Annotated in this window: 9 protein-coding genes; 1 reads left to right on the plus strand and 8 read right to left on the minus strand. The window is 75.0% G+C overall.

What is annotated here, in order from left to right; translation table 11 throughout:
• The first annotated feature begins 3 nt into the window (after positions 1-3).
• Entirely contained in the window at positions 4-930 is a 927-nt protein-coding gene (locus tag ACYVID_RS09505; protein WP_460736468.1) for a COX15/CtaA family protein, read from the plus strand.
• On the opposite strand, the gene ACYVID_RS09510 is transcribed toward ACYVID_RS09505, so the two are convergent.
• The 8 genes from ACYVID_RS09510 to ACYVID_RS09545 form a co-directional block, all read right to left on the minus strand.
• Entirely contained in the window at positions 879-2,117 is a 1,239-nt protein-coding gene (locus ACYVID_RS09510; protein WP_460736469.1) for a glycosyltransferase family 4 protein, read from the minus strand. The two genes, ACYVID_RS09505 and ACYVID_RS09510, sit on opposite strands and share 52 nt — an antisense overlap.
• Complete coding sequence (locus tag ACYVID_RS09515; protein WP_460736470.1) at positions 2,114-3,136, minus strand: glycosyltransferase family 2 protein; 1,023 nt, start codon at positions 3,134-3,136, stop codon at positions 2,114-2,116. Before ACYVID_RS09515 ends, ACYVID_RS09510 begins: the two co-directional genes overlap by 4 nt.
• Entirely contained in the window at positions 3,133-3,960 is an 828-nt protein-coding gene (locus ACYVID_RS09520) for a polysaccharide deacetylase family protein (RefSeq protein ID WP_460736471.1), read from the minus strand. Before ACYVID_RS09520 ends, ACYVID_RS09515 begins: the two co-directional genes overlap by 4 nt.
• A gap of 244 nt (positions 3,961-4,204) precedes the next feature.
• The gene (locus ACYVID_RS09525) at positions 4,205-6,829 is read right to left on the minus strand and encodes a hypothetical protein (RefSeq protein WP_460736472.1); all 2,625 of its coding nucleotides are present in this window, start codon (positions 6,827-6,829) and stop codon (positions 4,205-4,207) included.
• Complete coding sequence (locus ACYVID_RS09530; protein ID WP_460736473.1) at positions 6,826-9,165, minus strand: hypothetical protein; 2,340 nt, start codon at positions 9,163-9,165, stop codon at positions 6,826-6,828. The genes ACYVID_RS09525 and ACYVID_RS09530 overlap by 4 nt, the downstream gene beginning before the upstream one ends.
• Positions 9,162-10,361, minus strand: a complete 1,200-nt coding sequence (locus ACYVID_RS09535; protein WP_460736474.1) for a glycosyltransferase family 4 protein — start codon at positions 10,359-10,361, stop codon at positions 9,162-9,164. Before ACYVID_RS09535 ends, ACYVID_RS09530 begins: the two co-directional genes overlap by 4 nt.
• Positions 10,358-11,230, minus strand: coding sequence for a glycosyltransferase family 2 protein (locus ACYVID_RS09540; RefSeq protein ID WP_460736475.1), 873 nt, complete (start codon positions 11,228-11,230; stop codon positions 10,358-10,360). The genes ACYVID_RS09535 and ACYVID_RS09540 overlap by 4 nt, the downstream gene beginning before the upstream one ends.
• A gap of 199 nt (positions 11,231-11,429) precedes the next feature.
• A complete protein-coding gene (locus ACYVID_RS09545) occupies positions 11,430-12,386 on the minus strand; it encodes a heme o synthase (RefSeq protein ID WP_460736476.1) in 957 nt (318 codons plus the stop codon).
• Positions 12,387-12,527: the final 141 nt, after the last annotated feature.

Consider the following 12,527-nt stretch of genomic DNA (forward strand, 5'->3'; position numbering starts at 1 on the left):
CCCATGACGCTCGAGACCCTGCAGGACACCCGGCTGCGCCAGGCCCGGTGGGCCGGTTGGGCGAGCCTGGTCGCCAACATCCTGATCGTGGTCACGGGCGGTGCCGTGCGGCTGACCGGCTCCGGCCTGGGGTGCCCCACCTGGCCGCGCTGCACCGACGAGAGCTTCACCCCGCACGGCGAGCTCGGCCTGCACGGCGTCATCGAGTTCGGCAACCGGCTGCTCACCTTCGTGCTGGTGGCCATCGCCGTGCTGACCTTCCTCGCCGCGTGGCGCACCGGACGACGCGAGCTGCGTCGGCTGGCCTTCGTCCTGGCCCTGGGCATCCCGCTCCAGGCGGTCATCGGCGGCATCACGGTGCTGGTCGACCTCAACCCTTGGGCGGTGGCGCTGCACCTCATGCTCTCGATGGTGCTGGTCTCCCTGTCGGTGCGCTTCCTCCAGCAGCTCGACCGGCCGGTCCCGGCCGCCCGGGGCCCGCTGGTGACGCTGGCCTGGGGGGTCTTCGCGGTCGGCTACGTCGTGCTCTACCTCGGCACGATCGTGACCGGCTCCGGCCCGCACGCCGGCGACGCCGACGTCGCGCGCAACGGCCTGGACCCCGTGCAGTGGAGCCAGCTGCACGCCGACTCCGTCTTCCTCTACATCGGCATGACCATCGGTCTGGGTGCGGCCCTGCACGCGACCCGCGCCGACCGCGCCGCCGTCCGGGCGACCTGGCTGCTGCTGGGCCTCCAGCTGGCGCAGGGGCTGGTCGGCTTCGTGCAGTACTTCACCGGTCTGCCCGAACTGCTGGTCGGCGTGCACCTGCTGGGTGCCGGCGTGCTGGCGGCCTCCACGACCTGGGTGCTGCTGCGGGTGCGCCACCCGCAGCCGGCTCAGCCCCCGGCGGCCGCCGCCGAGCCCGCGCTCGCCGCCAGCCTGCGGTAGGCGCCCTCGAGCTGCTCGGCCACCCGGCCCTGCAGGAACGGCCGCACGTCCCTCCGACCGCCGGCCGACAAGCGGGCCCGCAGCGCGTCGTCCTCGACCAGGCGCCGCAGCGCTGCGGTCGTGGCGGGCACGTCCCCGGGTGGCACGACGAGCGCCGAGCGCTCGTGGGTGACCATGTCGGCGATCCCGCCGAGGTGGGTGGTCACCAGGGGCGTCCCGAGGGCCATCGCCTCCAGCACGGTCGTGGGGCACGGGTCGGGCCACTGGCTCGGCAGGGCCGCGGCGAGCGCGTGCTGGAAGCCGCTGACCACGCGCTCGTGCTCCCAGTGGTGGTGCACGGAGACACCCGCGGGCAGGTCGTCGAGCGGCATCGAGGGACGCCCGACCAGCACCAGCTCCGGGCGGCCCACGGGCAGCCGCTCCCAGGCGCGCAGGAGCGTGCCGACGCCCTTCTGCTCCGAGAGGTCGCCGGCGAAGAAGAGGTAGGGGGCGTCCGGGAGGTCGGGGTCCCGGGGTGACCGGTCCCGCTCGAGCAGCTCGTCGGGCACGAAGTTGGGGACGACCTCGAAGGGCGAACCGTCGGTGTCCAGCCCGTTGGCCCGGGCGACGTAGGAACTGACCGGGGTGAACAGGTCGGCCGCGCGGCGGCGCCACGGCAGCCCGGCGCGCACGGCGGCGTACACCACCTGGCCGCGGCCGGGGCCGTAGTGCTCCCCCGCGCACGGCAGGCAGCGGCGCGGGCTCGGGCCCTCGCAGGGGTGTCCGTCGCGCATGAGCCGCTTGGTGGCACACACATGGCCGTAGTCGTGCAGGGAGAGCACGAGCGGGATGCGGTACGCCGAGGGCAGCGCGGTCCACGAGCTGACGATCCAGTTGTGGGCGTGCACCACGTCGGGCCGGACCTCGCGCACCAGGCGGGAGAGCTCGCGGGTGGTCAGCGGGTCCGGGACCGGCAGGGCCAGGGGCCGGTCGGCCGTCGGGTAGAGGCCCGGGACCCGCGACCCGACGTGCTCCAGGACGTGGACGGTCACGCCCGGGTCCTGCTGCGGGGTCCCCCGGTCGGTGTCGAGGGTCGCGACGTGCACGTCGAGGCCGCGCGCGGCCAGCGCCACGGCCAGGTTGCGGACGTGGCGCTCCTCCCCGCCGATGACCGGGGGGTAGAACTGCGCCAGCAGCAGGACCCTCACGCCCGTCTCCTCTGCCGCCGGGCCTGGACCGACCCGTTGACCAGGCCGGTGACCACGGCCAGGGCCCCCAGCACCAGCCCCAGCGCCTCGGCTCGGTGGCCGCGGCGCAGCAGGGCGCGCACCACCGCCCCGGGCAGGGCGCGGGCGAAGCCGACCTCGGGGCCGAGGGAGCCGGGTGCGGAGGCGGCGGCCATGTGCGCCTTGAGCTCGCCCTCGCTGCGGCAGCGCTCGAGGTAGTAGCGCCAGGTCAGCCGGGCCGCAGGCACGCGGTGGCGGATGACCGCCGCGGGCTCGAAGGCGAACTCCCCGCCGGTCGCTGCCGCTGCCCGGAGGCCGAAGTCGGCCTCCTCCCCGCCACCGCTGCGGCCGGCCCCGTGCCCCAGGTCGGCGTCGTACCCGCCCAGGTCGAGGAAGAGCTGGCGGCGCACGGCCGCGCACCCGCCGTAGACGTTGCGGACCCGGGCCGGTTCGGTCGGCATCCCCGCGTAGGAGCAGCCGACCGTCCACAGGAACTCGTCGGGCAGCCACGCGGGTCGACGGCCGATCCATGCCGGCTCGGACCACCCCGAGCTGCCGATGACCCGGGGGTCGTCCAACGGGACGGCGAGGGCGGCCAGCCAGCCCGGCTCGGCCTCGGCGTCGTCGTCGAGGAAGGCCACGACGTCGGTGCCCATCTGCTCCGCGCCCAGCGTGCGCGCCACCGAGACGCCGCGGTTGCGGCCCACGGCCGACACGCGCACGGTGAGCCCGGTGCGAGGCAGGACCGGGGGCAGGGCCGCGCGCACCATCCGGGCGAGCTGCTCGGTGCCGTCCACCATCACCAGGACCTCGTCGGGCACCCGGGTCTGGGTGTCCAGGGACGCCACCGCGCGGGCGACCTGGTCGAGGCGCTCGGGGGCGTGGGTGCAGACCAGCACGCCGATGCTGGCCACGGGGCCCGGCTCGGGCGTCGACTCCCGCGTCGGGGCCGGGACCTGCTCGTGGGTGGGCAAGAAGGCGGGGTCGGTCGTGTCGGTCATGTCCAGGTCCTCCCGGTCGCGAGTGCCGTACGGCGGGTGGCGCGCCAGGCCGGGCCGGCCAGGCGCTTGAGGGCGGGCACCGGCCCGCGGCGGCCGTCCCCGTGGACCAGCCGGAGCACGGCCGGCCCGTCGTGGTCCGGTCCGACGAGCAGCCGGGACACCGCCCACGAGTCCTCGCCGACCGGGCTCGTGCGGTGCCCGATCGCGCAGGCGTTGGTGTAGCCCGCCCGCCGCACCTGCTCGCGCAGCCGGCGGGAGTGGTAGCCGTGCGGGTAGCAGAAGGACTCGACGCGACGTGCCACCACGTCCTCGAGCACGCGCCGGCTCTCCCGCAGCTGCGCCGCCGCCAGGGCGCCCGGCAGGACGTCGAGGGGCACGTGCACCGCTCCGTGGCTGCCGATCTCGTGGCCGCGGTCGGCGACCTCGCGGACCGCCTCACCGTCGAGGATCGCCAGGTGGCCGCCGTCGGGCAGCCAGGTGGCGTGCCCACCGAGGTGGCGGGTGGGGACGTAGAGCGTGCTGCGGGCATCGTGGCGTGCGAGCACCTCCAGAGCGGCGTCGACGAAGTCGGTGTAGCCGTCGTCGAAGGTCAGGCCGACGACCCGGTCGCCCCGGGCGTGTCGCACCAGTGCCTCGGTCAAGCCGACCAGGGCGTAGCCCGCGTCGGCGAGGGCGCCGAGCTGCTCGTCGAGCCGGTGGGCGGGCACCGAGAGGTCGCGCAACCGCTCCGGCAAGGCGCCCCCGACAGAGTGGTACATCAGCACCGGCAGCGGCAGCGGCAGCGGCCGGGCGTCAGGAGTGCGGGCGGTCCCCGCTGGGCTCATCGTCACCGGAGGACCGCCCGAACAGGCGCGCTCGGAACCGGCTGCAGGCGCACAGGCCGCAGTCGCTGCCGGGCCGGTAGTGCTGGTGGACGTCGCGACGGTGACCGCATCGGCAGACCGAGAGGCTCGGCAGGGGCACGTGCGGCACGCGGGGTGACCTCCTGGTGGCAGGACAGGGACCTGCCGGCCACCCCCCGAGACCGACGGGCGCACGCTACCAACTCCGGACCCCCGGCGTGCGCGTTCACACGCGCCCCCGCGTCCACGCGACCAGCGCGTCGTAGGTGAGGGAGGGGCGCAGTCGCTCGTCCAGCAGGGTCCAGGCGGGGTCGTCCCAGCGGGTCGGGTGGAGGTAGTACCACCCGACCGCGGTCACGAACCGGTCGCAGGCGGCCAGGTCGAGTGCCTGCGGGAGGTAGCGCGCCCGCTGCTCGTCGGGGACGGCGTCGTACCCGTCCTGCGCGGTGGTGCTGTAGCCGAACTCGCCGAGGTAGAGGCCCAGGTCACCGTCGCCGTTGGCGGTCATCACGCCGTGCAGGTCCCGGTAGCCGGTGAAGGTGAGGTCGACGGCACCGAGCTCCGTCTCGTAGCGCGCCCCCGGGTCCTCCGAGGCGGGCCGGCGCGACCCGGTGAAGGGGTGCACGCCGACCAGGTCGAAGGGCCGCTCCCCCGGGCCGAGGGCCGCGTAGAGCGCCTCGAGGTAGCCGAGGTCGTTGTCGGCCAGACCGCCGGTGACCAGGCTCGCCTCGGGCGCCCAGCGACGCACCACCGGGGCGGTGGCCTCCAGGAGCCGGGCGAACGCGGCTGGGTCGACCCCGCTGGACCAGTACGTCGGGTTGTCGGGCTCGTTCCAGACCTCCACGAAGTCGGCGCGGCCGTCGAGGTGCCGCAGTGCCGAGCGCACGAACCCCTGCCACCGGCGCAGCTCCGCGGCGCTGCGGGGCGGCTGCCAGCGCGCGGCCTCCGGGGAGGCGGCGGGGTCGTCGAGGGCCCACGAGGGCATGCCGGTGAGCTGGACCCGGACCCGGAGGTCCCGGGCGGCGGCGGCCTGCAGCAAGCGGTCCAGGCCGTCCCAGCGCGGTGGGGTGCCGCGGCTCGGCTGCACGTCGGGCCAGCCGACGTCGGTGGAGACGACGCCCGCGCCGGCGTCGGCGGCTCGGGCGACGAGGCGGCGCACCTCGCGGGTGCTGCGCAGCGGTTGCTCGGGGTCCCCGGTGGCGACCTGGACGCCCAGGTCGACCAGAAGCTCCCGGCGCTGCTCGACGTCGCACTGCGCGACCTCGGCACCGACCCTGCCCACCGCGCGGTCGTCACCGCTGCTGTCGGGGGCAGCGCCCAGGCTGCCGAGACCGGCGACCAGCGCGGTGCCGAGCACCGCGACGCCGAGGACGGCCAGCAGGCCGGCTGCCACGGGGCGCACGGCGCCGCGGTCGTCCCGGCGGTCGAGGGCGGAGGTGTGCGTGGGCATCGGTGCCGTCCTGGGGCTCGGGGTCGTGGGGAGGACGGTGTGGTCCGCGGCGGGACCGGTCGTGGGCTCAGGAGGGTTCGGCCCGACGGGTGCGCGGTCCCGCAGGCTGAGCGACCACGGCAGGCCGACCAGGGGACGGCTCCACCAGCGCCATCCGAGCAGGGCGCTGAGGGCCATCCCGCCCAGCCAGCCGAGAGCCAGGCCCCGTGCGCCGCCGACGGTGGCCCCCACTCCCGCGGCGCCGACCTCCAGCAGCACGGATGCGGCCGCGAGCCGGGTCGCCAGCCGGAACTCCCGCTGCGCCCGCCACCAGGCCACGAGGTGGTCCTTGACGACCATCCACGTGCCGGCGGGGACGAGCAGGCAGAGCAGGAGGTAGGAGGCCTCGGCGTACTGCTCGCCGAAGACGAGCAGCCCGGGGCGGCCCAGCGCGACCGCGCCCACGCAGAGCCCGAGGCCGAGCAGCAGGGCTGCGGGGAGCGTGCGCCCCATCGTGCGGCGGAAGGCGTCCGTGTCGAGGCTCGAGCCGTGGGCGTAGAGCGCCACGGCGACGAGGTACGGCGGCAGGAAGGCCACGGTGGCGACCCGCCACGCGATCGTGAAGGCGGCGTTGTCGGCCGGGGTCAGCGCGACGGCCGCGACCACCGGGACCACCTGCGTGGCCGCGGCGACGGCCAGGTTCAGGCCCTGGTGGCTCAGGGCCGGTCTCGCGGCCCGGCGTACGTCCTCGGCGAGGGTGGGGCCGGGGGCGGAGTCGGTCGCGGGCGCGGGCGCCGCCTGGTCGGTGCCGCGGTGCACGACCAGCACGAGCAGGCCCACCGAGAGCAGCAGCGGCGCGACCCAGGCCAGCTGGAGGACCGTGGAGTCGGCGGAGCCGAGGAGCAGCAGTGCCGCGACGAGCGGGAAGCGCAGGCCGGAGGCGCACAGGTTGCGCCACACCTGTAGCGACGAGCGCCGCAGCCCGAGGGTGGCCTCGTCGACGACGAGCGCCCACCCGGCGCCGACGACGCCGAGCACCATCACGGTGGCGTCCAGCGGCCCGGCCACCGCTGCTGCGAGGCTCTCCCCCAGCAGCCCGAGCGGGCCGGCAGCGAGCACCAGGAGCAGACCGGCGCCGCCGCCCACCACCGCGACCGCCAGCAAGGAGCGCCGCAGCAGCTGGTGCTGGCGGGCGACCGGGTGCGCGGGCAGCTCGGCGACCAGGTGGGTGCCGAGGCCGAGGGAGACGACCAGGCCGAGCAGGGTCTGGGTGGTGATCGCCGCCGCAGCCACCCCGACCTCGGGCGCGGCGACGGCGCGGGCGACCAGGACCCAGAACAGCAGGCCGAGGACGGTGCCCAGCGCCTGCGCGCCGAGCAGGCTGCGGAAGGGGGCGAGCACACCCCGGTCGCGGGTGCTCACGGACGGCCCCCGTCGGTCGTGCCCGTCCCGCCGAGGGGCTCGGTCCGCACGCTCGGGGGCGACGGGAGCTCCTCGAGGGCCAGGGCGTCCCAGGCGGAGCGGACGGCCAGGAGGACGGCGAGCGCCACCAGCGCGGTGGTGGCGGCCCGCAGCGCGACCGTGGCGGCCCCGACGCTCTCGCGCTCGCCCCGGTGGTCGGGCACGACCACGAGCGCGGCCAGCACCAGGCAGACCAGCAGCGTGGAACCCGCGCGGGGCAGCACGTCCAGGGCCACGGCGAGGGCGCCGGTGGCCATCAGGGCGGGCAGCACGAGGGCCCAGACCCACATCCGGCTCCCGGCCGCGTCGCGGACGGGGGCCACGAGGTGGCGTCGCCGCAGCAGGAGCAGCAGCCCGGCGACCGCGGTGAGCCCGACCTGCCAGGGGTGCCAGGTGCCCGGCATCCCGGGGTCGGGGCGCTCGCTGAAGTCCGCGGCCTCGCCACGCAGGGACCGCACGTCCCACACGACGATGTCGCCGTCGAGCACCCGCTCGAAGCCGGGAGCACCGTCGAACTTCAGGAGCATCTGGCGGGTCGGGGTGAGCGCTCCCTCGCCGAAGGCTGCACCGGCCTCGTAGTAGCTGCTCGACAGCGCGGTCTCCTCGATGGTGCGCGTGTCGACGACCACGAAGTCGACCTGGTTGTCCTGCAGGAGGGCGACGACCTCGTCGTCCACGCTCTTCGCGAGGAACACGGGCGTCAGGTTGTCCGAGCCGGTCTGGGAGGTGACCGGCTCGACCGGGGCGAAGTTGGGCAGGACCCGGTTGATCGTCACGTCCGAGGCGATCCGCGACCCCTCGGGCAGGTAGCGGCCGGCCCACCGGCCGAAGGCGACGGTCGTGGCGTCGACGGAGCGCTGCTCCGCACCGGGCAGGTAGGGCCCCGGCACGCGCTGCCAGTCCTGGCCGCCACCGAGCAGCACGCCGCCCAGCACCAGGAGCACCGCGCCGGGCGCGACGAGCCGACGGCCCCGGTCCAACCGCGGCACCAGCCACAGCGCCACCACCAGGGCGGCGGCCATCGTCACGAAGCTGGAGGCCCGGTCGGCCATCTCGGCGGCGGTCGGGAAGAAGCGCACGAGGTGCAGCAGGGGGTACGCCGCCGCCAGACCGGCCAGCACCAGGTGCGCCCGCGAGCGCACGACCGTGCGACCGCGCACGGTCGCCAGCAGGGCCGGCACCAGGAGCGCGCACCACAGCAGGATCGAGGCAGCCATCACCGCGACCTGCCACAGCGGGGTCGCGTTGCCCCCGGACTCCAGGACGGCGCGCGACCCCGTGGTGTCGAGGGTGGCGAGGCGGGCCAGCTCGGAGCCGGCGGTGTCGGCCAGCGGTCCGAGGTAGCGGACCAGCAGGGGCGCCACGACCGTGGTCCACAGGGCCGCCACCGCCGTGCCGGCCTCGGCGGTCCACAGCACCAGGCGCGCGCGGCGGCGCTCCCGTCCGAGGGCGAGCAGCCCGGCCACCCCCCACAGGGCGGCCAGCGTCAGCCAGCTGGTGAGGTGGTGGGTGACCGTCAGGGCGGCCAGCGTGGCCTGAGCCGCCCCCAGCAGCAGCCAGGTCCGGCGTCCCGAGGTGTCGGAGGCTTGCAGCAGCAGCACGACCGTCGCGACCAGCATCGCCACGGCCACCGTCTGGTAGCTGAACATGGCGTTGAAGAAGTAGAAGTGGGTGCTGCCGGAGTAGAGCAGCACCACGACCGCCCCGACCCTGGTCGAGCGGCCCAGTCGGGTCCCGAGGGCGAAGAGCGCCAGCATGAGCACGACCCGGGCCAGCAGCACGGTCGCCAGCTGCGCGACGACGGGTGGGACGCCGGTCAGCCACACGATCGCAACGCCCACCAGCTCCAGGCCCGGGTAGTGCGGGCTCACGGGGAGCATGCTGTGCTCGCCGAAGATGCTGCCGTCGAGCAGCTGCAGCAGCGTCGTCACGTGCAGGGTCTCGTCGAAGCGGGTCGAGAGGACCGGGCTCGTGAGCAGCCAGGACAGGTGCAGCGCGACGCCGTACGCCACGGAGCCGAGGAGGCGGTCGCGCGGGCTGGTGCCGGCCGAGGTCAGCAGGAGCGCGAACGGCACCACCAGCACCACGAGCGCGGCGTACCAGAGGACGAGGGCGGGGCCGCTCCAGCCGGCCCACCCGAGGGCGTACGCCGTGGCATGGCCGACCAGGCCCAGGGCCGCCACGAGGCAGCTGCCTGCGAGCCGGTGGTCGCGGTGCCCGGCGTGCGTGGCGGCGGGCACCGGAACGGCTGGGGGGTGGGCCGGCAGGTCGGCCGGCTCCACCGCGGAGGACGTCACGCCGGCTCCCGCACGTCCGGGACCGGCCGCGCTCGCGGCGTCGTCAGGGTCTCGGCGTAGACCTCCTCCAGACCGTCCACGCACGTCTCCCACGTGGGGAGCTCGGAGGGGTCGGGACCCACCGGGCGCTCGAGCTGGGCGAGCAGCGCGTCGGCGACGACCCGCGGGTCGTCGTCCGCCTCGACCCCGACGGCCCAGCCGCGGTCGACCAGCTCGGTGAGGCCGGAGGTGCGGGCGACCACCACGGGGCGCCCCAGGCTCAGGGCCTCCATGACCGCCACCGGGTGCGCCTCGTAGTCGCTGATCAGGCAGACCACCGAGGCGCGGGAGAGGCGACGGGCCATCGCGGCCCGCTCGGGCGGGGGCACGAAGTGGATCTGGACGCGGTCCGCGACACCGAGCTGCTCGGCCAGCGCGAGCAGCTCCTGCTCGTAGGGTCCGCTGCCGAGGACCTCCACCCGGACGTCGGGGTGGTGCGGCAGCAGGTGCGGCAGCGCCTCGATGACCCGGTGGTGGCCCTTGTACCGCTCCAGGCGACCGATGCTCACCAGCACCGGCTCCTGCGCGGCGGCCTCGTCGCTGTCCGGGACCGCCACCACGGGGAGGGTGCCGCCGTTGCGGACCAGCCGCACCCGGCCGGGCTCGCCCAGCACGGCGTCGAACAGCCGGCGCTCGTGGTCGGAGACACCGACGAGGACCCGTGCGCGCCGCAGCAGCGGCGCGAGCAGCCGGAACTGGGTGCCCCGGGCCCGGTGCCGGAAGGTGCTCGAGGAGCCGCCCGTGTGGAAGGTCAGCACGAAGGGGGTGCGTCGCAGCAGGCAGGCGAGCATCGCGACGACGGGCACCAGGGTGTGGACGCCCTGCACGTGCACGAGCTCGCGCCGGTGCCGCACCAGGGACCAGAAGATGCCGGGTGCGAGGTACCAGTCACGCTGGGCGGGGAACGCGCGGAAGCGTCGTACGACGTGGTCGGCGACGCGTTCGGTGCGCGCGAGCCGACCGGAGCGGTCGGTCGTGAGGACCTCGACGTCCCAGCCGCGACGGGCCAGGCGGGCCGCCACCTCGGCGACGTGCGACTCGATGCCGCCGATCTCGGGCTGGCAGCGGGCGGTCACCATCGTCACCCGACCGGGGGAACTGCCCTCGGGGGTGGATGGTGTCCGGCCCGACCCGCGCGCACGGGTCGGGGCGCTCACGAGGCGAGTCGGGACAGGTCGTCGGCGCCGCTGCGGCGGACGGCCTGACCGGACAGGATCGTGCGGCTCAGCCGGTCCAGGTGCCCGGAGCGACGCGCGCGCGCCCGCTCGGTGCGGATCGTGCGCAGCACCCGCATCCCGTCCTTGACCGCGTGCAGGTTGCTGCTGCCGAAGATCCGCAGCCGCTCGACGCTGGGCACCTCGGTGATCCGCACGCCGGCCGCGGCGAAGCGGCAGTTGATGACGGTCTCGATCTCGAAGCCGTCACCCCACAGCATCGTCCCGTCCGCGGGACCCGGCCGCTCGTGCTCCGGCAGGTCGAGCACCGGGAGCTGGTCGGCCCAGAAGGCGTTGTAGCCGTAGCAGAGGTCGCTGAACCGGGTCCCGAAGCCACGGTTCATCACCGTGTTGAGGAACTCGTTGCCGGCTCGGCGGACCGCGGTGATGTCGGCGCTGCCGCCGCCCTCGGTGAAGCGGCTGCCCTTGGCGAAGTCCGCGCCCGCCGTGAGCGCAGCGACGAAGGCCGGGATCTCGGCCGGGTCGGCGCTGCCGTCGGCGTCGAACATGACGACGACGTCGCCGGTGACGCGGGCGAACCCGGTGGCCAGGGCGTTGCCCTTGCCGCGACGCACCTGCGTGCACGTCACCGCGTCCGGGAGGAGGCGGCGAGCCGTCTCCAGGGTGTCGTCCGACGAGCCGCCGTCGACGACGATCACCTCGTGCAGGTCCGGCACCGCCTGGAGGAGCTCCGGCAGCACGACCTCGAGGTTGCGTGCTTCGTTGAGCGTCGGGACGACCACGCTGATGCGCGGACGGGCCGGGCGCTGGGTGTGCTGAGCGCAGGCGCGCTCGTCTGACGTGTGGTGCATGCCTTTCAAGACCCCCCATGAAAGACGGACCCGTTGGTCCGTCCGGTACTGCGTCGGCGACGATCGGTCGCCCTGACCGCCTTCAGATACCCACGGGTCGCCGCTCCACACCCCACTGAAGGTGAAGAGTTAGTCACCCATCTCACGCGTGCCTCGACCACTCCGTCGCGGCGAGGGCTACGAGTCGACTCAGGCGGGGTCAGCCGAGCAGCAGCGGGTCGAGCGCGACGGCCACGAAGAGCAGGCTGAGGTAGAGGTTCGAGGCGTGGAAGAGGCGCATCGGGTTGATCACCGACAGCTCCTCGCTCCCCCGTGCCCGGCCGAGCAGCCGGTGGGCCTCGACGAGGAAGACCGCACCGAGCACCACGGCAGCGACCGGGTAGACCGGACCAGTGCCCGCGACCGGCCACAGCAGCAGCGAGGTCGCCACCATCACCCACGAGTAGGCGACGACCTGCCGGGCGACGGCGTGGGCCGAGGCCACCACCGGGAGCATGGGGACGTCCACGTTGGCGTAGTCCTCGCGATAGCGCAGCGCGAGCGCCCAGGTGTGCGGTGGGGTCCAGAAGAAGACCACTGCGAAGAGCACGACCGGGGTCCAGGCGAGCTCCCCGGTGACCGCGGTCCAGCCGATGAGGGCCGGGAAGCACCCGGCCAGGCCGCCCCAGACGATGTTCTGCGTCGTGCGGCGCTTGAGCACCATCGTGTAGACGAAGACGTAGAACGCCTCCGCCACCACGGCCAGCACCGCGGACAGCGTGTTGACCCACACCGCGAGCACGACCACCGACAGCACGCCGAGCACCGCCCCGAAGACCAGCGCGGCACGGGGGCTCACGATGTGCCGCGGCAGGGCCCGTCGCCGGGTGCGCCGCATCTGCTCGTCGATGTCGCGGTCGTAGACGCAGTTGAAGACCGAGGCGGAGCCCGCGGAGAAGCTGCCGCCGACGACGGTCGCCACCACCAGGCCCAGCGGCGGCACCCCGCGTGCGGCGAAGAACATGACCGGCACGGTGGTGAGCAGGAGCAGCTCGATCACCCGGGGCTTGGTCAGCCCGACGTACGCCGCCACGACGTCGCGCCAGGTGGCGCCCCCGGCGTCAGGGGTCGGCTCGTGCCACTGCGAGGCAGCGGCCGGCTGGCCGACGTGGGTCACGGAGAGGCCCCTCTGGACGGGTTCGGGGTGCAGTCGGGTGAGACGTGCGGGTGCGCCTCGGAGTCTACTGCCCGGCACGAGTAGGCTCGTGATCGCCTGCGACCAGGCTCCTCGACCCCCCTGGAAGGAACCACGTGACCC

It is taken from the genome of Nocardioides ginkgobilobae, assembly GCF_054781275.1.

Bases quoted from the DNA above. Each gene is read 5' to 3' on its own strand.
- ACYVID_RS09505 (WP_460736468.1), top strand. From the start codon at position 4: ATGACGCTCGAGACCCTGCAGGACACCCGGCTGCGCCAGGCCCGGTGG.
- ACYVID_RS09515 (WP_460736470.1), bottom strand. From the start codon at position 3,136: ATGACCGACACGACCGACCCCGCCTTCTTGCCCACCCACGAGCAGGTC.
- ACYVID_RS09520 (WP_460736471.1), bottom strand. From the start codon at position 3,960: ATGAGCCCAGCGGGGACCGCCCGCACTCCTGACGCCCGGCCGCTGCCG.
- ACYVID_RS09540 (WP_460736475.1), bottom strand. From the start codon at position 11,230: ATGCACCACACGTCAGACGAGCGCGCCTGCGCTCAGCACACCCAGCGC.